The sequence below is a fragment of the Rhodococcus sp. IEGM1339 genome (assembly GCF_050321925.1).
Classification (GTDB): Bacteria; Actinomycetota; Actinomycetes; order Mycobacteriales; family Mycobacteriaceae; genus Rhodococcus; species Rhodococcus pyridinivorans.
In genome coordinates this window covers 295,487-315,250 of record NZ_JBNQFT010000001.1, presented here as the reverse complement: position 1 = coordinate 315,250, position 19,764 = coordinate 295,487, and the positions used below count along the sequence as shown (strand labels likewise).

Sequence of the window (19,764 nt, the reverse complement as noted above, 5' to 3'; positions counted from 1 at the left end):
CCAGGCGGGGCGCACGGGCCCCGGGACGTCTCATACCGGCAGCAGGCGGATCACCGGGCGCTCGACGAGGGGCAGCGGGTCGAGATAGTCGTCGCGGCCGCGTCGGAGTCCCCAGTGCAGGCATGCGGGGGAGGCGCAGCCATCGTGACCGGCGACGACGGTGCCGATGGGATCGCCCCTCGTCACCCGGCGACCCGCGGCGACCGCCGCCTCCACCGGCTCGTAGGTGGTGCGCAGCCCGCCCTCGTGATCGACGGAGACCACAGGCTTCCCGGCCACGACACCGGCGAACGCGACGACGCCGTCACCGGCGGCCACGACGGTCTGCCCCACGTGTGCGTCGAGGTCGACACCGCGGTGACCGGGGAGCCAGTTCTGCTCGGGCGGGTCGAACTGCCGGCTCACGACCGGACGGGGATCGAGCGGCCACACGAACCGTCCGGCGTCGGCCGATCCGGGTCCCGGCGCAGCGGTGAGCACGACGACCGCGGCGATCACGACGGCGAGCGACCGGAGGGGAGCGGTGAGGAGCATGCCCGCCAGCCTCGTGAATCGGAGTCGCTGCGCACCAGGGGGGCGACGCGATCTGTGGACAACTCCGGATCCGTCCACAGGTCCGGTGACTCCCGGTTAGGGATCCGCGCCTGCTCCGCGTACACTTGTCGGGCGGTCTGTATACGCAGATCGACTTCGCGCGTCCGCGCATCGATGCCGACCCGTTTCTCCGGGCCGCATCGGAAATGGCCGTCGGCCGGTCCCGCAAGGGTTCGACGGGCATGTGGGCGCCAGGGCGGGGATCGGAAGATCCACCGCGGAAACCGACACGAAAGAGAGAAACAGGCATGCCTGTTGTGACTATGCGGCAGCTGCTCGACAGCGGCGCCCACTTCGGACACCAGACCCGTCGCTGGAACCCGAAGATGAAGCGGTTCATCTTCACCGACCGCAACGGCATCTACATCATCGACCTGCAGCAGACCCTGACGTACATCGACAAGGCGTACGAGTTCGTCAAGGAGACCGTCGCTCACGGTGGAACCGTGCTGTTCGTCGGCACCAAGAAGCAGGCTCAGGAATCCATCGCCGAAGAGGCCACCCGCGTGGGCATGCCCTACGTGAACCAGCGCTGGCTCGGCGGCATGCTCACCAACTTCTCGACCGTTCACAAGCGCCTGCAGCGCCTGAAGGAGCTCGAGTCGATGGAGCAGACCGGCGGCTTCGAGGGACGCACCAAGAAGGAAATCCTCATGCTCACGCGTGAGAAGAACAAGCTGGAGCGCACCCTCGGCGGCATCCGCGACATGGCGAAGGTTCCGTCGGCGATCTGGGTCGTCGACACCAACAAGGAGCACATCGCCGTCGGTGAGGCCCGCAAGCTGAACATCCCGGTCATCGCCATCCTCGACACCAACTGCGATCCGGACCTCGTCGACTACCCGATCCCGGGCAACGACGACGCGATCCGTTCCGCGGCGTTGCTGACCAAGGTCGTCGCTTCCGCCGTCGCCGAGGGCCTGCAGGCGCGCGCCGGCAAGAGCAGCGACGCGGAGGCCAAGCCCGAGGCCGGTGCCGAGCCTCTCGCCGAGTGGGAGCAGGAGCTGCTCGCGCAGGCCACCCCCGCCGCCGACGCCGAGGCGCCCGCAGCGGACGTAGCCCCCGCAGCAGACGCGGCCCCCGAGGCCTGATTCGTTGCCCGGCCCCGACCTTCCGATCGAGAGATCCTGGTCGGGGCCGTCGCATCGCGGCCCGAGCTCATCCGCGCGACAGGGCCGCCCCCAGAGACTTTTCCACCACAGACACAGGAGGCTCGCTTCCATGGCGAACTACACCGCCGCCGACGTCAAGCGTCTCCGTGAGCTCACCGGCTCCGGAATGCTGGACTGCAAGAACGCTCTCGCCGACAACGACGGCGACTTCGACAAGGCCGTCGAGCAGCTGCGCATCAAGGGTGCCAAGGACGTGGGCAAGCGCGCCGAGCGCTCCACCGCCGAAGGCCTCGTCGTCGCCAAGGACGGCGTTCTCGTCGAGCTGAACTCCGAGACCGACTTCGTCGCCAAGAACGACGAGTTCCAGGCTCTCGCCGACAAGGTCGTCACCGCTGCCGCACAGGCCCGCGCGAACGACGTCGAGGCGCTCAAGGCCGTCGAGGCCGACGGCAAGACCGTCGACGCCCTCGTCCAGGAGCTGTCCGCGAAGATCGGCGAGAAGCTCGAGCTGCGTCGCGTTGCCGCTTTCGACGGTCAGACCGCCGTCTACCTGCACAAGCGTGCTTCCGACCTGCCGCCGTCCGTCGGCGTGCTCGTCGAGTACACCGGTGAGGGCGACGCTGCTGCAGAGGCCGCTCGCGCTGCCGCCATGCAGATCGCCGCTCTGAAGGCCAAGTACGTCACCCGTGACGAGGTTCCCGAGGACATCGTCGCCAACGAGCGTCGTATCGCCGAGGAGACCGCCAAGGCCGAGGGCAAGCCGGAGCAGGCTCTGCCGAAGATCGTCGAAGGCCGCGTCAACGGCTACTTCAAGGATGTCGTCCTGCTCGAGCAGGCGTCCGTGACGGACTCGAAGAAGACCGTCAAGGCGATCCTCGACGAGGCCGGCGCGAACGTCGTCCGCTTCGTGCGTTTCGAGGTCGGCGCCAGCTAGTTCTTCCACTCCACGACCCCGTCGGTGCTGCTACCGGCGGGGTCGAGGTGTGTCGGGCCACGCCGCCTCGGGGCCCGGAGGCGCCCGCGCGTGCTGCGCGGTGACAGGTGTGGCGTGTCTATCCGCCCGATCTCGGTTCCCGCGAGCGGATGAGGCAGGATGATAAGGGCCGATTCATGCGCAACCAGAGGAGAGTCATGTCCGACCACGCCCACGATCGGCCCGGATTCGGCCGGGTACTGCTCAAGCTCGGCGGCGAGATGTTCGGCGGCGGCAAGGTCGGACTCGACCCGGACGTGGTGACGACGGTGGCCCAGCAGATCGCGGAGGTCGTGCGCGGTGGCGCCGAGGTCGCGGTCGTGATCGGTGGCGGCAACTTCTTCCGCGGCGCCGAACTCCAGCAGCGCGGTCTCGAACGCGCGCGATCCGACTACATGGGCATGCTCGGCACGGTCATGAACTCCCTTGCGCTGCAGGACTTCCTGGAAAAGGAAGGCATCGACACCCGCGTCCAGACCGCCATCACGATGGGGCAGGTCGCCGAGCCCTACCTGCCGCTGCGTGCGCGCCGCCACCTCGAGAAGGGGCGTGTGGTCATCTTCGGTGCCGGCATGGGCATGCCGTACTTCTCCACCGACACCACCGCCGCTCAGCGCGCACTCGAGATCGGCGCCGAGGTCGTCCTCATGGCGAAGGCCGTGGACGGTGTCTATTCCGACGATCCCCGCACGAACCCGGATGCGGTGCTGTTCGAGGAGATCACCCATCGCGAGGTCATCGAACAGGGCCTCAAGGTCGCCGACGCGACCGCCTTCAGCCTGTGCATGGACAACGCCATGCCGATCATGGTCTTCAATCTGCTGACCAAGGGCAATATCGCCCGAGCCATCGCCGGTGAGAAGATCGGAACACTCGTACGGTCATGAACGGACAACGGAACATGGAGGAACTGCCGTGATCGATGAAGCCCTCTTCGAAGCAGAAGAGAAGATGGAGAAGGCCGTCACGGTGGCCCGGGACGATCTGGGTGGCATCCGGACCGGTCGCGCGAACCCGGGCATGTTCAACCGCATCGTCGTCGACTACTACGGGGCTCCCACGCCGATCACGCAGATCGCCAGCATCAATGTTCCCGAGGCGCGCATGGTCATCGTCAAGCCGTACGAGGCCTCGCAGCTGAACGCGATCGAGACCGCGATCCGCAACTCCGATCTCGGTGTCAATCCCACCAACGACGGCAACATCATCCGCATCTCGGTCCCGCAGCTCACCGAGGAGCGTCGCCGCGAACTCGTCAAGCAGGCAAAGGCCAAGGGCGAGGACGCCAAGGTCGCCGTGCGCAACGTCCGCCGCAAGGCGATGGAGGAACTCGGCCGCATCCAGAAGGAGGGCGAGGCCGGCGAGGACGATGTGAACCGCGCCGAGAAGGAACTCGACAAGACGACCGCCAAGTACGTCGGTCAGATCGACGAGTTGATCAAGCACAAGGAAGCCGAACTGATGGAGGTCTGACAGTGGGTCGAGCCGACGGGTCCTCCGACCCGCAGCTTCCACTCGGTGCCGGAGCCGACTCCGGTGCCACCCCTGCAGACCCGGCACCGGCCCCCGACCCTGCGTCGGAGCCGGTGAAGAAACCCTCACGGGCGGGACGCGACCTGCCGGCCGCCTTCGCGGTCGGCGGGGGTCTGGGTGCGCTCGTCATCGGGATCCTGCTGTTCGCCCCGAAGGCGTGGCTCGCCGTTGTCGCGATCGCCATCGGCATCGCGACCTGGGAGGTCACCAAGCGTCTGCGTGAAGCCGACGTGCTCGTCCCCAGACTGCCGCTGCTGGCCGGTGGTCAGGCGATGATCTGGCTCGGGTGGCCGTACGGCACAACGGGTGTGCTGGGCGCGTTCGCGGGCACGGTCGTCGTGACGATGCTGTGGCGCCTGTTCGACCACGGTCTCGTCGCGCAGCCACGCAACTACCTGCGCGATACCGCTGTCGCGGTCTTCGTCGCCGCCTGGTTGCCGCTGCTGGCGTCGTTCGCGACCCTCATGGTCCTCGAGGATCAGGGCGCGCAGCGCGTGTTCTGCCTGATGCTCGTGTGCGTGGCGTCGGACATCGGTGGCTACGCAGCGGGCGTGCTCTTCGGTAAGCACCCGATGGTGCCGGCGATCAGCCCGAAGAAGTCCTGGGAGGGATTCGGCGGGTCGCTCGTGGCGTGCGTCGCCGTCGGCGTCCTCACGGTCATGCTTCTGCTCGACGGCCCGTGGTGGGTCGGTGTGATCCTCGGTGCGGTGCTCGTGTTCACGGCGACGGCCGGAGATCTGATCGAGTCGCAGGTCAAACGCGACCTCGGTATCAAGGACATGGGCACCTTGCTGCCCGGTCACGGCGGCATCATGGACCGGCTCGACTCGATCCTGCCGTCGGCCTTCGTCACCTGGCTGATCCTCACGGCCTTCGTGTAGTCGGCCGATGGTGCGTCCGTCGAAGCTTCGTGCGCCGAAGTCGGGAAGTGGTGTGATCGCCAGCCCCAACATCTGGCACTGGCCCGAGGTGTACGAGGAGGAGAACCGCGCGCAGGACCCCCGCGGCGCCGTGTACGCGGCGCTGCGGGAGGCCGCGGACTGGATCGGCCGCCACGTCGTCGACGTCGGGTGCGGTTCGGGTTTCCACCTTCCGATGTTCGCGTCCGACGCACGCACGGTGACCGGAATTGAGCCGCACCCGCCGCTGGTCGCCGCGGCCCGCACCCGCGTGAAAGGTCTTCCGTCGGTCACCGTGACGGAAGGCTCCGCCGCGGACATGCCGCTGCCTGACGCCTCGGTCGATCTCGTCCACGCCCGCACCGCCTACTTCTTCGGCCCCGGGTGCGGCGCCGGAATCCTCGAGGCCATGCGGGTGCTGCGTCCCGGCGGGGCGCTCGCCGTCGTCGACCTCGACGCCACCGCCCATCCCTACGGCGACTGGATGCGCGACGACCTCCCGCACTACGACCCGGCCGCGGTCGAGGCGTTCTTCGAGGCGCAGGGATTCGATCTGCGCCGCATCGACACGCTGTGGGAGTTCCCGGACCGCGCGACCCTCGAGCGGGTGCTCGGCATCGAGTTCGCACCCCGCGTCGCGACCCGGGCGATCCGGGAGACACCCGGCACGACGCTCACCGTCCGCTACCGGCTGCACGTGCGCCGCAGACCCATCGGCCTGGAACTGAGCTGAGACCGGTCAGCGCTACCGGCCGATACCGAACATCCGCGCCAGCTCGGTGATCTTCTTCGCCTTCGCGAGGTTCGGGAGGTCGCTGCCGTCGCGGACGTTGCGCCCGTCCTCACCGAGCTTGTCGATGATGCCTTCCGCCCAGTCCACGTCCGTGCTGTTCGGGCTCAGAGCCACGTTCGCGTACGACGCGCGTTCGCCGGTCATGCACAACTTGCCGGTCATCCCCATCGAGCGCGTCAGCTCGGCCTCACGTTCGAGGACCTCGGGGTCGTCGCTGAGTGTGGGTCCGTCGATGGGTCCCGGCAGGCGCGCGGCGCGGCTTGTGATGACCAACCGGGATCTCGCGTATGCCATCGCCATCGGGCTGTCGCTCATGCCGGTGTCGCGCCGGAAGTCGCCGCTGCCGAAGACCAGGCGGAAGGTGCCCTCCGCGCGGGCGATCTCGGGAGCCGCCTCGAGACCCATCGCCGACTCGATCAACACGAGGATGCGCGTGCCCTCCGGCAGCAGGTCGGCGGTGGCCTCGACCTGGTGACCGCTCTCCGCCTTCGCGAGCATGACGCCCTGCAGGCCCGATAGGCCGGCGAGCGCGGCGAGATCGTCGGCCCAGAACGACGTGGTGGCGTCGTTGACCCGCACCCAGGCCTTCCCACCCTCGCGCAGCCACGCCACGATGCCGTCGCGAGCGGCGGGTTTGGCCGCGGCGGGTACGGCATCCTCGAGGTCGAGCACCACCGCATCGGCGGGCGAGTCGGCGGCGGCGTCGAAGAGATCGGGGGAGCGGCCCGGAACGAGCAACCACGAGCGTGCGACTTCGGGAGCGACGAGACCGGTCATGATGTCCATGCTCCCGTATTCCCCCTCCGCGCCCGGGTGACTCGGCGTGAGGGAGACCGAGCGGTGACACCGGCACAGGAATGGGGGCGAGTATCACAGCGACACCGCGACCCATCCGTCCCGGATCATGGGACAATGGGTGATTATGGCTTCTTCTCTGCCCCTGGTCTTCGATGCGCCCAAGCGTGGTCTGCCGCCGCGCCATCTTGCCGACCTCGACGCAGATCAGCGTCGTGATGCGGTGCGCGAACTGGGGCTTCCGGCCTTTCGTGCCGACCAGCTCGCCCGCCAGTACTACGGACGGCTCGAGGCGGATCCGGCGAAGATGACCGATCTTCCCGCCGCCGTCCGCGACAAGGTGGGGGAGTCGCTGTTCCCGCCTCTGCTCAGCGCGGTCAAGCACATCGCGTGCGACGGAGGCGAGACTCGCAAGACCCTGTGGCGCGCCCACGACGGCACCCTTCTCGAGAGCGTCCTCATGCGCTATCCCGACCGCGCCACGCTGTGCATCTCCAGCCAGGCCGGATGCGGCATGGCATGCCCGTTCTGCGCGACAGGCCAGGGCGGCCTCGACCGGAACCTGTCGACGGCCGAGATCGTCGACCAGGTGCGCGCGGCTGCCGCTGCCCTGCGCGACGGTGACGTCGCCGGCGGACCGGGACGGCTGTCGAACGTCGTGTTCATGGGCATGGGGGAGCCGCTCGCGAACTACAAGCGCGTGGTCGCGGCGGTGCGGCGCATCACCTCACCCGCTCCCGAAGGCCTCGGTCTGTCGCAGCGTTCGGTCACCGTCTCCACCGTGGGACTCGCACCGGCCATCCGGCGCCTCGCCGACGAAGGTCTGAGCGTCACCCTCGCGGTGTCGCTGCACACCCCGGACGACGAACTGCGCGACACCCTCGTCCCCGTCAACAACAGGTGGTCGGTCGCCGAGGTTCTCGAGGCGGCGCGATACTACGCCGACAAGACCGGCCGGCGCGTCTCGATCGAGTACGCCCTCATCCGCGACGTCAACGACCAGCCGTGGCGCGCCGACATGCTCGGCAAGAAGCTCCACAAGGCTCTCGGGTCGCTCGTGCACGTGAACCTCATCCCGCTCAACCCCACCCCGGGTAGTGAGTGGGACGCCAGTCCGAAGGACGTCGAACGTGAGTTCGTGCGGCGCGTGCAGGCCCAGGGCGTGTCGTGCACCGTGCGCGACACGCGTGGCCAGGAGATCGCGGCAGCCTGCGGGCAGCTCGCCGCCGAAGGCTGAGGCGGCACCGAAGACACGACAGGGCCCGTCCGGAGAATTCCGGACGGGCCCCGAACGTTCGTGGAACTAGCGCAGACGGCGCCGGCGCACCGCGTCGCGCGCGACGATGAACACGAGCAGGGCCGCCGAGCCGATCAGGTACAGGCTCTCCACGTGGCCTTCGTGGTTGCCGATCAGCATCAGCAGCAGGAACACCGCCACGATCAGGGCCATGACGCGGAAGAACCTGGGGGCTTCCCCGCTCCAACCCCACTCGGCGGACGGCACTTCCGCCGCCACATCACCACGAGTGGACTGCAACTCGGTACCGGCCACGGTTTCCTCCTGCTCACCAGATGCTGCTGTTGCTGCTTATCGTGACATACGACCCCGCGTCGTACGAAGCGGGGCATGCGTGCGGTGCGTTCCGACGGGTGGAAGCCGGGCGGTTCAGGAACCGTTCAGGTGCGTGGGGAACAATGCTCGCGTGGCCGAGACTCGATCTTCTTCCCGCACCCGGGTGCTCCTGCTGGGCAGTACCGGTTCCATCGGTACCCAGGCACTCGACGTGATCGCCGCCAATCCCGACGACTTCGAAGTCGTCGGTCTCGCCGCGGGCGGAGGCAAGACGGACCTACTCGCCGAACAGATCCGCGCGACCGGCGTCCGCGAGGTCGCCGTGGCCGACCCTGACGCTGCCGCACGTCTCGACCTGCCGGTCCGGAGCGGCCCGACCGCCGTCACCGAACTCGTGCGTGAGGTCGGCGCGGACGTCGTGCTCAATGCCCTGGTCGGTTCCCTCGGTCTCGAACCAACCCTCGCGGCGCTCGACACCGGTGCACGACTCGCGTTGGCGAACAAGGAATCGCTGGTCGCGGGCGGCTCGCTCGTGACGAAGGCGGCGGCGCCGAGCCAGATCGTGCCCGTCGACTCGGAGCACTCCGCGCTCGCGCAGTGCCTGCGCGGCGGCACCGGCGGCGAGGTGGCGCGTCTCGTGCTCACCGCCTCGGGCGGTCCGTTCCGCGGCTGGACCGCCGATCGCCTCGAATCGGTGACGCCCGAACAGGCCGGCGCCCACCCCACCTGGTCGATGGGGCCGATGAACACCCTCAACTCGGCGACCCTCGTCAACAAGGGACTCGAACTCATCGAGACCCACCTGCTCTTCGGTGTGGACTACGACCGGATCGACGTGACGGTGCACCCGCAGTCGATCGTGCACTCGATGGTCACCTTCGTCGACGGATCGACCCTTGCCCAGGCATCGCCGCCGTCGATGAAGCTGCCGATCGCGCTGGCCCTCGGCTGGCCGCACCGCGTCCCGCACGCCGCCCCGGCACTCGACTTCTCGACTGCGTCCACCTGGGAGTTCGAACCCCTCGACGACGACGTCTTCCCCGCCGTGCGGCTCGCGCGCCAAGCGGGCGTGGGCGGCGGATGCCTCACCGCCGTCTACAACGCGGCCAACGAGGTCGCCGCCGAGGCCTTCCTCGCGGGGACGCTGTCGTTTCCGCGGATCGTGCAGACCGTCGAGGCCGTGCTGAACGACGCACACGAGTGGTCCGCCGAACCCAGTACCGTGGACGACGTGCTCGCCGCCGACGGCTGGGCCCGCGACCGGGCGCGCACACTCGTATAGGAGGATCGGCCACTCATGATGTTCGTACTGGGCGTGGTGGTGTTCGCCCTCGGCATCGCCGTCTCCATCGCCCTGCACGAGGCCGGCCACATGTGGACGGCGCAGAAGCTGGGCATGAAGGTCCGGCGCTATTACATCGGGTTCGGTCCCCGTGTGTTCGCCTTCCGCCGCGGGGAGACCGAATACGGTCTCAAAGCGGTTCCGGCCGGCGGGTTCTGCGACATCGCCGGCATGACGGCCCTGGACGAACTCGCGCCCGACGAGGTCGAGCGCGCGATGTACAAGCAGAAGACGTGGAAGCGTCTCGTCGTGATGTCGGGTGGCATCGCGATGAACTTCCTGCTCGGCATCGTGCTCATCTACGGCCTCGCTGCCAGCGCGGGACTGCCCAACACCGACAACCGCGCGGTGGTCGGCACCGTCGGCTGTGCCGCGCCGACCCAGGACGGGCCGCCCGACTACACCCCGGCCGACTGCTCGGGTCCCGGCCCGGCCGAGCAGGCCGGCATCGAACCGGGCGACGTGATCGTCGCCGTGGACGGGCAGTCCGTCGAGACCTTCGGCGACCTCGTCCGGGCCACGCAGCCCCTGTCGGGCACCGTACCGTTCACCGTCGAGCGTGGTGACGAGACCCTCACCGTGCCCGTCACGGTCCAGCAGGTCCAGCGCTGGGTCTACGAGAGCGAGTCGCTCGACGCCGAACCCGTCTCCCGCACCGTCGGTGCGATCGGGGTCGGGGGAGAGCCGGGCATCATCGAGTACACGCCGCTCTCGGCGATCCCCGCGACCTTCGACTTCACCGGTTACCTGGCGGTCCGCACGGCCGAGGCCCTCGTGAGCCTGCCGAGTAAGGTCGCCGACCTGTGGACGGCCGTCACCGGGGGAGAGCGCGCGGTCGACACCCCGGTCAGTGTCGTGGGCGCCAGTGTCATCGGCGGCCAGTTCGCCGAGCGCGGCATCTGGGAGTCGTTCGTGTTGTTGCTCGCTCAGCTGAACTTCTTCCTCGGTGCGTTCAACCTCCTCCCGCTGCTGCCGCTCGACGGTGGGCACATGGCCGTCGCGATCTACGAGAAGGCCCGCAACTGGCTGCGCGGCCTGCGCGGACTGCCGGTCGGCCCTCCCGTGGACTACATGAAACTGCTGCCGCTGACCTATGTGGCGGTGGTCATCGGTGGCGCCTACATGGTGCTCACCCTTACAGCAGACATCGTCAACCCCATCAAGCTGTTCTGATCTGCGCCGGTAGACTTGCCGAGTAGCGACGAAAGAAGGCGAACTGTGACCAGCCCCGTCGGATTGGGCATGCCCGAAATTCCTGCGGTCCTCGCACCCCGACGCAAGACCCGCCAGCTCATGGTCGGAAATGTCGGCGTCGGCAGCGATCATCCGGTGTCCGTGCAGTCGATGACCACCACGAAGACGCACGACGTGAACGCCACCCTCCAGCAGATCGCGGAGCTCACGGCGTCCGGCTGCGACATCGTGCGTGTCGCGTGCCCGCGTCAGGAGGACGCCGACGCACTCCCGATCATCGCGAAGAAGAGCAAGATCCCGGTGATCGCCGACATCCACTTCCAGCCGCGGTACATCTTCGCCGCGATCGACGCCGGTTGCGCGGCCGTGCGCGTCAATCCCGGCAACATCAAGGAGTTCGACGGTCGCGTCAAGGAGGTCGCCAAGGCGGCCGGAGACGCCGGGATCCCCATCCGGATCGGCGTCAACGCCGGCTCCCTCGACCCCCGGCTCCTCGCCAAGTACGGCAAGGCCACCCCGGAAGCGCTCGTCGAGTCGGCGTTGTGGGAGGCGAGCCTGTTCGAGGAACACGGCTTCGGCGACATCAAGATCTCCGTCAAGCACAACGACCCCGTCGTGATGGTCGAGGCCTACCGGCAGCTCGCCGCGCAGTGCGACTACCCGCTGCACCTCGGTGTGACCGAGGCCGGCCCCGCCTTCCAGGGCACCATCAAGTCGGCCGTCGCCTTCGGTGCGCTGCTGAGCGAGGGCATCGGCGACACCATCCGCGTGTCCCTGTCGGCGCCGCCCGCCGAGGAGATCAAGGTCGGTACGCAGATCCTGCAGTCGCTGAACCTGCGTCCCCGCAAACTCGAGATCGTCTCGTGCCCGTCCTGCGGGCGTGCCCAGGTGGACGTCTACTCCCTCGCCAACGAGGTCACCGCCGGACTCGAGGGCATGGAGGTGCCGCTGCGGGTCGCGGTGATGGGTTGCGTCGTCAACGGACCCGGTGAGGCTCGTGAGGCGGACCTCGGTGTGGCCTCCGGAAACGGAAAGGGCCAGATCTTCGTCAAGGGCAAGGTCATCAAGACCGTGCCCGAGGCGCAGATCGTCGAGACCCTCATCGAGGAAGCGATGCGCATCGCCGACGAGATGGACGGCAACGACTCGGGCGGCGGCCCCGTGGTGTCGGTCGGCTGATACGGGTGGGGCGCACGGGACGGCGTTCTCTCACTTTCGAGGACTCAGGTTTCCACGCCGCCGTCCGGCATGGCACTCTGATCTCGTATCGGCTTCTCGACGGGTGGTGAGCGAGTGCTCAAGCTTCTGGGCGTCCGGTCGTTGGGCGGACGTGACACCGCCGCGGTGCTCCGGGTGCTCTCCCGCGACCCCGTGGCCGCGTGCATGGTGGCCGGCCGCGTCGAGGAGTACGGACTCGACGGGCGTGCCGTCGGCGGCGAGATGTGGAGCCGCGGAGGCCCCGAGACCTCGCTGTGCTTCTCCGGCGCGAACCTCATTCCGCTGCTGGGCAGTCCGGACGACATCCAGGCGTTCGCCGAGCGCGCGAGTCGCGGGCCGCGACTGTGTTCGTCCATCGTCGGTCGCGCCGAGTACGCGCTGCCCATGTGGGAGCGGCTCGAATCGGTGTGGGGCGCTCCCCGCGAGGTGAGGGCCGAACAACCCCTGCTCGTTCTCGACCGCGAGCCGCTCGTGGACCCCGACCCGCTGGTCCGGCCCGTGCGGACCGACGAACTGGATGTGTATCTGCCCGCCGCGATCTCGATGTTCATCGAGGAGGTCGGCATCGACCCGCGAACCGGCGACGGCGGTGCGGGTTACCGGCGCCGCGTCGCGAGCCTGATCACGGCGGGACGCGCCTGGGCGCGGTTCGAGGACGGACAGGTCGTGTTCAAGGCGGAGGTGGGTTCGCAGTCGTCCACGGTGGGCCAGATCCAGGGCGTCTGGGTCGATCCCGCGCATCGTGGCTCGGGCCTCGGCACGATCGGCACGGCCGCCGTGGCCTGCGCGGTCGCTCGCAGTGGTCGCCTGCCCAGCCTCTACGTCAACAGCTTCAACGCCCCGGCTCGTGGAGCCTACGCCCGCGCGGGTTTCCGTCAGGTCGCGACGTTCTCCACGGTGCTGCTCGACTGATTTCCCGTCGGCTCTGCCTACGATGACGGGCGATGAGACCTCGAAGTTCCACCCCGGCATCCCCGTACGCACGCGCACTCCGGATCGGCGCTGTGTGGTCGGCGGCCGTCGTGCTCCTCGGCCTGGCCGTCGCGTGCACGCCGCGGCCGGCCGGGCCGGAGGCCGCCGCCCAGGCGTTTCTCGACTCGTTCGCCGCGCAGGACGTCGCGTCGGCGGCGGATCGCACCGACCGCCCCGACGACGCGGCCGTCGCGATGCAGGAGGTCCTGGACGGGCTTCAAGCCGAATCCCTCATCGCCACAACGACATCCACCCGGATCAGCGGCGACTCCGCGACCGTGGGCTACAACTACGAGTGGCACCTGCCGAAGGAACGGGTATGGCAGTACACCGGTGAGCTCAACATGGGGCGCAGCGGGAACGACTGGATCGTGCGGTGGGCGAAGTCCGCGCTGCACCCGCAGCTCGGCGAACGGCAGACCATGCAGCTCCGCAGCAGCCCGGCGCCGCGTGCCCGGGTCAACGAGCACGCAGGCAGCGACATCCTCGTCCCCGGCACGGTTTACGGCATCGCCTTCGACGCCGCGCAGACCACCGACGTCGCCGGCGCCGCACGACAGCTCGCGTCGACGTTGTCGGAGTTCGATTCCTCGCTCACGGCGCAGGCGATCGCGGAATCGGTGACGGCCTCCTCCGGGCCGCGCTCGGTGATGCGACTGCGCGAGGACGACTACGAGCGCGTCGCCCCACGTCTCGCCGGGATCGACGGTGTCGTGGTGACCGAGCAGGCCGACCTCGTCGCGACCGATCGCAACTTCGCGCCGGATCTCGTGGGTCAGATCAAGAAGACCGTCATCGACGAGGTCGACGGCACGGCCGGGTGGAGCGTCGTCGTGGTGAACCAGTACGGCGTGGACACCGGGGTGCTCACCGAGACGCCGCCGCAACCGGTGCCGTCGTTCTCGGTCAGTCTCGACCGTCCCCTCCAGCTCGCGGCCCAGGCGGCCGTCGATGCCCGCACCGAGCAGGCGATGACGGTCGTGATCGAGGCGTCCACGGGTGCGGTGCTGGCGGTGGCCCAGAACAAGGCCGCCGACCGGGACGGCCCGGTCGCGCTGGCCGGCCAGTACCCGCCGGGCTCGACGTTCAAGATCGTCACCTCGGGTGCGGCGATCGCCGAGGGGAGCGCGACCCCGAACACGATGGTGCCGTGCCCGGGCCGCATCACGATCGGTGAGCGCAGCGTGCCGAACTACAACGAGTTCGAGCTCGGGACGGTCTCTCTCGCTACCGCTTTCGCCCGATCCTGCAACACCTCCTTCGCCAAGCTCGCCTCCGAGATGGCCCCGGACGCGCTGACCGTCGCCGCTTCGCAGTTCGGTATCGGTGTGGACTACGAGGTGGTCGGGATGCCGACCTTCACCGGATCGGTTCCGCCCGCGGAGGATCTCGTCGAACGGACCGAGGACGGCTTCGGTCAGGGCAAGGTGGTCGTGAGCCCGTTCGGGATGGCGCTCACCGCGGCGACGGTCGCCGCCGGCCGTACCCCGGTGCCCTATCTCATCGCGGGTCGCGAGACCGTTGTGAGCGGTTCGCCGCCGCCGGTGACGCCGGAGATGGTGGAGGGTCTGCGCGAGATGATGCGCCTGGTGATCACGAGCGGTACCGCCGACCGCATCCGGGACCAGGGCGACGTCTACGGCAAGACCGGCGAGGCCGAGGTCGAGGGCGGGTCGCACTCGTGGTTCGTCGGTTACCGCGGGGATCTGGCGTTCGCGACGCTCGTCGTGCGCGGCGGCAGCTCCGACAACGCGGTCGCGGTCACCCGCGACATGTTCGCCGCCCTGCCGCCGGAATACGACGAGGGAGCCTGAGCTCAGGTCGTACTCGCGGGCCGACCGTCGCGCCGCCCCGCGAGTCGCGTCACCAGCCACAGCACCACACCGATCCCGAGCAGCACCCCGGCCGTCCGGTACTGGGTCACGGGCCGGTCGACCCACGGCAGGACGAGGAACAGGCAACTGGCCGCCCCGAGCACCGGGAGGATCGTCGGCGCGCGGAAGTGCCGGTGCTCCACGTGGTCCCGGCGCAGGACCAGGGCGGCGACGTTGACGATCGCGAACACCCCCAGCAGGAGCAGCGCCGTCGTCCCCCCGAGTTCGGGCACCCCGCCGACGAAGACGACGAGACCGACCGCGAGCAGCGTCGTGAACGCGATCGCGACATAGGGCGTGCGGCGCGTGGGGTGCACCCGCCCCAGGACGGCGGGCAGGACGTCCTCGCGGGCGATGCCGTAGACCAGCCGGCTCGCCATCAGCATGTTGATCAGCGCGGTGTTGGCCACCGCGAACATCGTGACGAAGGCGAAGATCCCGACCGGGAACGCCGGCGCGCCGACCTCGACCACCCGCAGCAAGGGCGTCTCGCCCGCCCCGAGCTCCTCGGGCGCGACGAGCGCGATCGCGGTGATCGAAACGAGCACGTACACCAACGCGGCGAGACCCAGGCCGAGCAGCAGCATCCGGGGGAAGATCCGGGTGGGCTCCTTGCACTCCTCGGCCATGTTCACCGAATCCTCGAACCCCACCATCGCGAAGAAGGCCAGGGCCGTCCCTGCGACCACCGCGGAGAAGACGGACCGGTCGCCGGGATCGATCTCGACCACACGCGAGAAGTCCCCGCCGCCGAAACCCAACGCCCACATGCCGATCGCGACGATGATGAGCAGGCCGCCCAACTCGACCATCGTGAGCACCACGTTGGTCTTCACGCTCTCGCCGACCCCGCGGAAGTTGATCACCGCCAGGACGAGGACGAAGACCAGCGCGATCACGGTGATCCCGGCCGTGCCGGCCAGGTCGAGTCCGAAGGCCTCGGCGAAGTTCGCGGCGAACGCCCGCGCAGCAGTGGCGGCAGAGGTGATGCCCGAGGACATCACGGCGAAGGCCACCAGGAAGGTCAGGAAATGCACGCCGAACGCCTTGTGCGTGTAGAGCGCCGCTCCGGCCGCCCGCGGATACTTCGTGACCAGCTCCAGATAGCTGAACGCGGTCACCGTCGCGACGGCGAACGCGACGAGGAACGGCAGCCACACCACGCCGCCGACCTCGTTCGCGACCTCCCCGGTGAGAGCGTAGATGCCGGTGCCCAGGATGTCGCCGATGACGAACAGCAGGAGCAGACCCGGTCCGAGGACGCGGACGAGCTGGGGTGAGTCGGTCGTCTCGGCCACCGCAGGCCCCCTTCCGCACCCTGTCCGCCGATGAGGGACCGGCCGGATATCAGGGCAGCAGACCCGATTTTCGCGCGGCGACGACGGCCTCGTGGCGGGAATGGACGTCGAGCTTGCTCATGGCGCTGCGCAGGTAGCTCTTGACCGTCTCGGCACCGACCGACAGGCGCTGGGCGATCTCGGCGTTGCTGCACCCCAGCGCCACATGGGACAGCACGTCGGTCTCGCGCGGGGACAGCACGACGTCCGTCGGTTCCGGTTCCGTTCCGTCGAGCACCCCGGCGAGACGGTCGGACAACGAGCGGAGCTTCTCCTGCAGCGCCGGATCGGTCGTGCCCTGCGCGAGCACCCGCAGCGCGGCGTGGACCTCGCGGACCTGCGCGGTCGCGACGGGATCGCGGTCGCCGGACGACCGCTCGAGCATCGCAAGTCGCCGATCGACCTCGTCGCGCACCTCGATCTCGTGCGCGAGACGTGCGGCCGCCTGCGCGAACGCCGTCACCGCCCGATCACCGACCGGCGCGCACTCGCGCGCGGCGCCGTACAACACCGCGCGGGCCTTGCCCTCGACGAGTACCGGCACGGCGAGGATGGACCGCAATCCCTCGTACAGAACGGGACGGTCGAAGTGGTGCGTGATCGACGCAGAGCGACCGTAGTCCGACACCGTCACCACCCGCGACTCCGCGAGGACGCGACCGCCGAGACCGGCCCGCGGAGGCACCACGACCCCCGCCAGGCTGTTGGTGCGGGTGCCGAAGAATTCGCTGAGCTGCAGCGATCCCTGCTGGACCTCGCCGGCGAAGACCACCGGCAACTGTGCCTGCGCCGCGGTGCGGCGGAGTTCACCGCGCAGGGCATCACCGTCACGGGGACGCAGCAGCGCCGACGAGGAGGACGACACGAACGCCACCCCTTTCCGGGGGTATCGGGGAACATGGTGTGACTCGAATCATAGACGTCGAACGGGTGTGCTCCACAGATCAGGAACACCCTGGCCGGTACGGACGAAAGGACCACAATGGGCGACACAGCGAGCCGCGTGCGGACACTGCTCGAGCGGTACGACACGGCAGACGCCTGCGCAGCCCGACTGCTGTGCGACGACCATCCCGCCGACGCGGTGGCGTTCACCGTCGTCGACGCGGACCTGAGCTCCACCGATCTCACCTACGGCGAGCTCCGCGAACGGTCGATCCGCTTCGCCGCGGCGCTGGCGGATCTCGGTGTCGAACCCGGCGACCACGTCGCGACGCTCATGGGCAAGTCGGCAGACCTGGTGGTCGCGGTTCTCGGTATCTGGCGTCGCGGCGCCGTGCACGTGCCGCTCTTCACCGCCTTCGCCCCGCCGGCGATCGCCTTCCGGCTCGACGCGAGCGGCACCAAGGTGGTCGTGGCCGATCGTGATCAGGCCGGCAAGCTCGCCGCCGGATCGGATCTTCCCGCCGAGGTGCCGTGGCAGGTCGTCGTGGCCGGTGAGGGAGACGCCGACGCGTCCGGGCGTGGGGCCCGCGACTTCGGCGAGCTGGTCGCCGCGCAGTCGGCCGACGACCCGCGTGGCGAGGCCGTCGCCGTCGGCGCCGAGGGGCGCCTGGTCCAGCTGTTCACCTCCGGCACGACCGGCACTCCCAAGGGTGTTCCCGTCCCGGTGAAGGCGCTGGCGTCCTTCCACGCCTACCTGGAGTTCGGCCTCGACGTGCGCAAGGACGACGTCTTCTGGAACGCGGCCGATCCGGGATGGGCGTACGGGCTCTACTACGCGCTACTAGGGCCGCTCGCGGCCGGTCGGCGCAGCCTCCTGCTGCACGCCGGTTTCTCGCCCGCGCTCACCTGGCAGATCCTCGACACCTTCGGGGTGACCAACTTCGCGGCGGCCCCGACGGTCTACCGCAGCCTCAAGGCCGACACCGCCGAGCACCCGCCGGTGCGGCTGCGTCGTGCCTCCTCGGCCGGTGAGCCGCTGACCCCGGACGTCCTCGAGTGGTCGAAGGAGACCCTCGGTGTCGTGGTGCGCGACCAGTACGGACAGACCGAACACGGCATGTTCGTCGTCGACGCGTGGGCGGACGAGCTGCGCGAGGACACCCCGGCGCGTTCGATGGGCAAGCCGCTGCCGGGCTGGAGCTGCGCGGTGCTGCGCGAGGACAGCGACGAGATCGCCGAGCCCGGTGAGGTCGGACGCGTCGCGATCGACGTGCACGCGAGCCCGCTCGTGTGGTTCACCGGCTACGTCGACGCACCCGAGAAGACCGCCGACCGGTTCAGCGAGGACGGCCGCTGGTACCTGACCGGCGACGCCGGCAAGGTCGACGAGAACGGCTTCTTCTTCTTCTCGTCCCGCGACGACGACGTGATCATCATGGCCGGTTACCGCATCGGCCCGTTCGACGTCGAGTCGGTGCTCGTGATGCACCCCGACGTGATCGAGGCCGCCGTCGTGGGTCTGCCGGACGAACTGCGGGGGGAGGTCCTCGAGGCGTTCGTGGTGCTGCGGGAGGGTGTCGAGGGCGACGACGCGGTCGAGGCGGAGCTGCAGAAGCTCGTGAAGCAGAAGTACGCCGCCCACGCCTACCCGCGCGCGGTGCACTTCGTGCCGCACCTGCCCAAGACGCCGAGCGGCAAGGTCCAGCGCTTCAAGCTGCGCCAGGCGGGCGCTGTGGGCTGAGCGGCGCACGACGGCCCGATCGGTGGATGACGGGGGAGCGGGGCGCGGCGGCTAATCTGGAAGTCATGGCTACCCGCGCTCCGCTCGTCCCCGGCACTCCGACTCCCGTCCGGGAGGTGCCCGCATCGATCGAACGGCCGGAGTACGTGTGGAAGCCCACGGCGAAGGAAGGCAACGAGCCGTGGGTGCAGACACCCGAGACGATCGAGAAGATGCGACTCGCGTCGACGATCGCCGCACAGGCCCTCGTCGAGGCCGGTAAGGTTGTCGCGCCGGGCGTGACCACCGACGAGATCGACCGCGTCGCGCACGAGTACATGTGCGACCACGGCGCCTACCCGTCGACCCTCGGCTACCGCGGCTTCACCAAGTCGTGCTGCACCTCGCTCAACGAGGTCATCTGCCATGGCATCCCCGACTCGACCGTCGTCGAGGACGGCGACATCGTCAACATCGACGTCACCGCCTACATCGACGGCGTCCACGGCGACACCAACGCCACCTTCCTGGCCGGCGACGTCTCCGAGGACGTCCGCCTGCTCGTCGATCGCACCCGCGAGGCCACGATGCGCGGCATCAAGGCGGTCAAGCCGGGCCGGGCCCTCAACGTCATCGGCCGGGTCATCGAGTCCTACGCCAACCGCTTCGGCTACGGCGTCGTCCGCGACTTCACCGGCCATGGTATCGGCGAGACCTTCCACAACGGCCTGGTGATCCTGCACTACGACCGGCCCGACATCGACACGATCATCGAGCCCGGCATGGTGTTCACCATCGAACCGATGATCAACCTCGGTACGCCCGACTACGAGATCTGGGACGACGGCTGGACGGTCGTCACCAAGGACCGCAAGTGGACCGCGCAGTTCGAGCACACCATCGTCGTCACCGACACCGGCGCCGAGATCCTCACCCTGCCGTGACCTCCG

Annotated in this window: 19 protein-coding genes; 14 read left to right on the top strand and 5 right to left on the bottom strand. The window is 69.0% G+C overall.

All coding sequences use genetic code 11. The annotated features are described in order from the left end of the window. Window positions 1–30 precede the first annotated feature (30 nt). The gene (locus tag ACQR3U_RS01515) at window positions 31–534 is read right to left on the bottom strand and encodes a M23 family metallopeptidase (protein WP_006550973.1); all 504 of its coding nucleotides are present in this window, start codon (window positions 532–534) and stop codon (window positions 31–33) included. Between the two features lie 308 nt (window positions 535–842). Between ACQR3U_RS01515 and rpsB the strand changes: the two genes are divergently transcribed. The 6 genes from rpsB (at window position 843) to ACQR3U_RS01485 (ending at window position 5,844) form a co-directional block, all read left to right on the top strand. After that, on the top strand, window positions 843–1,685 hold the full coding sequence (rpsB, locus tag ACQR3U_RS01510; RefSeq protein WP_024100637.1) for a 30S ribosomal protein S2: 843 nt from the start codon (window positions 843–845) through the stop codon (window positions 1,683–1,685). 130 nt (window positions 1,686–1,815) lie between these two features. Next, window positions 1,816–2,640, top strand: coding sequence for a translation elongation factor Ts (gene tsf / locus ACQR3U_RS01505; protein ID WP_006550975.1), 825 nt, complete (start codon window positions 1,816–1,818; stop codon window positions 2,638–2,640). Between the two features lie 197 nt (window positions 2,641–2,837). Continuing rightward, on the top strand, window positions 2,838–3,566 hold the full coding sequence (gene pyrH / locus ACQR3U_RS01500; protein WP_230809526.1) for a UMP kinase: 729 nt from the start codon (window positions 2,838–2,840) through the stop codon (window positions 3,564–3,566). A 28-nt stretch (window positions 3,567–3,594) separates the two neighbouring features. Beyond that, the gene (frr, locus tag ACQR3U_RS01495; RefSeq protein ID WP_006550977.1) at window positions 3,595–4,152 is read left to right on the top strand and encodes a ribosome recycling factor; all 558 of its coding nucleotides are present in this window, start codon (window positions 3,595–3,597) and stop codon (window positions 4,150–4,152) included. A 2-nt stretch (window positions 4,153–4,154) separates the two neighbouring features. Next, window positions 4,155–5,093: a phosphatidate cytidylyltransferase gene (locus ACQR3U_RS01490; protein WP_006550978.1), complete on the top strand. Its 939-nt coding sequence runs from the start codon at window positions 4,155–4,157 to the stop codon at window positions 5,091–5,093. A gap of 7 nt (window positions 5,094–5,100) precedes the next feature. Next, window positions 5,101–5,844: a class I SAM-dependent methyltransferase gene (locus ACQR3U_RS01485; RefSeq protein WP_200359967.1), complete on the top strand. Its 744-nt coding sequence runs from the start codon at window positions 5,101–5,103 to the stop codon at window positions 5,842–5,844. A gap of 12 nt (window positions 5,845–5,856) precedes the next feature. Here the strand turns inward: ACQR3U_RS01485 and ACQR3U_RS01480 are convergent, their stop codons facing one another. Further along, window positions 5,857–6,690 carry an HpcH/HpaI aldolase/citrate lyase family protein gene (locus ACQR3U_RS01480; protein ID WP_039586971.1) on the bottom strand — a complete coding sequence of 278 codons (834 nt, stop codon included), beginning with the start codon at window positions 6,688–6,690 and terminating at the stop codon, window positions 5,857–5,859. 136 nt (window positions 6,691–6,826) lie between these two features. Between ACQR3U_RS01480 and rlmN the strand changes: the two genes are divergently transcribed. After that, entirely contained in the window at window positions 6,827–7,936 is a 1,110-nt protein-coding gene (gene rlmN, locus ACQR3U_RS01475) for a 23S rRNA (adenine(2503)-C(2))-methyltransferase RlmN (RefSeq protein WP_064061626.1), read from the top strand. Window positions 7,937–8,002: 66 nt separating this feature from the next. Here the strand turns inward: rlmN and ACQR3U_RS01470 are convergent, their stop codons facing one another. After that, entirely contained in the window at window positions 8,003–8,251 is a 249-nt protein-coding gene (locus tag ACQR3U_RS01470) for a DUF2631 domain-containing protein (RefSeq protein WP_024100642.1), read from the bottom strand. Between the two features lie 151 nt (window positions 8,252–8,402). Here ACQR3U_RS01470 and dxr point away from each other — a divergent pair, with 151 nt between their 5' ends. The 5 genes from dxr to ACQR3U_RS01445 all read left to right on the top strand — a co-directional run bounded on the left by dxr (window position 8,403) and on the right by ACQR3U_RS01445 (window position 14,812). Further along, window positions 8,403–9,554, top strand: coding sequence for a 1-deoxy-D-xylulose-5-phosphate reductoisomerase (dxr, locus tag ACQR3U_RS01465; RefSeq protein ID WP_230809525.1), 1,152 nt, complete (start codon window positions 8,403–8,405; stop codon window positions 9,552–9,554). A 15-nt stretch (window positions 9,555–9,569) separates the two neighbouring features. Further along, window positions 9,570–10,787 carry a M50 family metallopeptidase gene (locus ACQR3U_RS01460; RefSeq protein WP_024100644.1) on the top strand — a complete coding sequence of 406 codons (1,218 nt, stop codon included), beginning with the start codon at window positions 9,570–9,572 and terminating at the stop codon, window positions 10,785–10,787. Window positions 10,788–10,832: 45 nt separating this feature from the next. Next, window positions 10,833–11,987 (top strand): flavodoxin-dependent (E)-4-hydroxy-3-methylbut-2-enyl-diphosphate synthase, encoded by a 1,155-nt coding sequence (gene ispG, locus ACQR3U_RS01455; protein ID WP_024100645.1) that lies wholly within the window; start codon window positions 10,833–10,835, stop codon window positions 11,985–11,987. Between the two features lie 114 nt (window positions 11,988–12,101). Further along, the gene (locus tag ACQR3U_RS01450) at window positions 12,102–12,938 is read left to right on the top strand and encodes a GNAT family N-acetyltransferase (protein WP_230809524.1); all 837 of its coding nucleotides are present in this window, start codon (window positions 12,102–12,104) and stop codon (window positions 12,936–12,938) included. A gap of 32 nt (window positions 12,939–12,970) precedes the next feature. After that, window positions 12,971–14,812 carry a penicillin-binding transpeptidase domain-containing protein gene (locus ACQR3U_RS01445; RefSeq protein ID WP_197483248.1) on the top strand — a complete coding sequence of 614 codons (1,842 nt, stop codon included), beginning with the start codon at window positions 12,971–12,973 and terminating at the stop codon, window positions 14,810–14,812. A gap of 2 nt (window positions 14,813–14,814) precedes the next feature. On the opposite strand, the gene ACQR3U_RS01440 is transcribed toward ACQR3U_RS01445, so the two are convergent. Further along, entirely contained in the window at window positions 14,815–16,170 is a 1,356-nt protein-coding gene (locus tag ACQR3U_RS01440) for an APC family permease (protein WP_019289129.1), read from the bottom strand. 49 nt (window positions 16,171–16,219) lie between these two features. Continuing rightward, window positions 16,220–17,083 carry a LuxR C-terminal-related transcriptional regulator gene (locus ACQR3U_RS01435; protein ID WP_230809523.1) on the bottom strand — a complete coding sequence of 288 codons (864 nt, stop codon included), beginning with the start codon at window positions 17,081–17,083 and terminating at the stop codon, window positions 16,220–16,222. 108 nt (window positions 17,084–17,191) lie between these two features. On the opposite strand from ACQR3U_RS01435, the gene ACQR3U_RS01430 reads away from it, so the two are divergent. Continuing rightward, a complete protein-coding gene (locus ACQR3U_RS01430; protein ID WP_019289131.1) occupies window positions 17,192–18,835 on the top strand; it encodes an AMP-binding protein in 1,644 nt (547 codons plus the stop codon). Window positions 18,836–18,900: 65 nt separating this feature from the next. Further along, window positions 18,901–19,758 carry a type I methionyl aminopeptidase gene (map, locus tag ACQR3U_RS01425; RefSeq protein ID WP_230809522.1) on the top strand — a complete coding sequence of 286 codons (858 nt, stop codon included), beginning with the start codon at window positions 18,901–18,903 and terminating at the stop codon, window positions 19,756–19,758. Window positions 19,759–19,764: the final 6 nt, after the last annotated feature.

Bases quoted from the DNA above. Each gene is read 5' to 3' on its own strand.
- ACQR3U_RS01445 (WP_197483248.1), top strand. From the start codon at position 12,971: ATGAGACCTCGAAGTTCCACCCCGGCATCCCCGTACGCACGCGCACTC.
- rlmN (WP_064061626.1), top strand. From the start codon at position 6,827: ATGGCTTCTTCTCTGCCCCTGGTCTTCGATGCGCCCAAGCGTGGTCTG.
- tsf (WP_006550975.1), top strand. From the start codon at position 1,816: ATGGCGAACTACACCGCCGCCGACGTCAAGCGTCTCCGTGAGCTCACC.
- ACQR3U_RS01485 (WP_200359967.1), top strand. From the start codon at position 5,101: ATGGTGCGTCCGTCGAAGCTTCGTGCGCCGAAGTCGGGAAGTGGTGTG.
- ACQR3U_RS01480 (WP_039586971.1), bottom strand. From the start codon at position 6,690: ATGGACATCATGACCGGTCTCGTCGCTCCCGAAGTCGCACGCTCGTGG.
- pyrH (WP_230809526.1), top strand. From the start codon at position 2,838: ATGTCCGACCACGCCCACGATCGGCCCGGATTCGGCCGGGTACTGCTC.
- ACQR3U_RS01430 (WP_019289131.1), top strand. From the start codon at position 17,192: ATGGGCGACACAGCGAGCCGCGTGCGGACACTGCTCGAGCGGTACGAC.
- rpsB (WP_024100637.1), top strand. From the start codon at position 843: ATGCCTGTTGTGACTATGCGGCAGCTGCTCGACAGCGGCGCCCACTTC.
- ACQR3U_RS01515 (WP_006550973.1), bottom strand. From the start codon at position 534: ATGCTCCTCACCGCTCCCCTCCGGTCGCTCGCCGTCGTGATCGCCGCG.
- map (WP_230809522.1), top strand. From the start codon at position 18,901: ATGGCTACCCGCGCTCCGCTCGTCCCCGGCACTCCGACTCCCGTCCGG.
- ACQR3U_RS01460 (WP_024100644.1), top strand. From the start codon at position 9,570: ATGATGTTCGTACTGGGCGTGGTGGTGTTCGCCCTCGGCATCGCCGTC.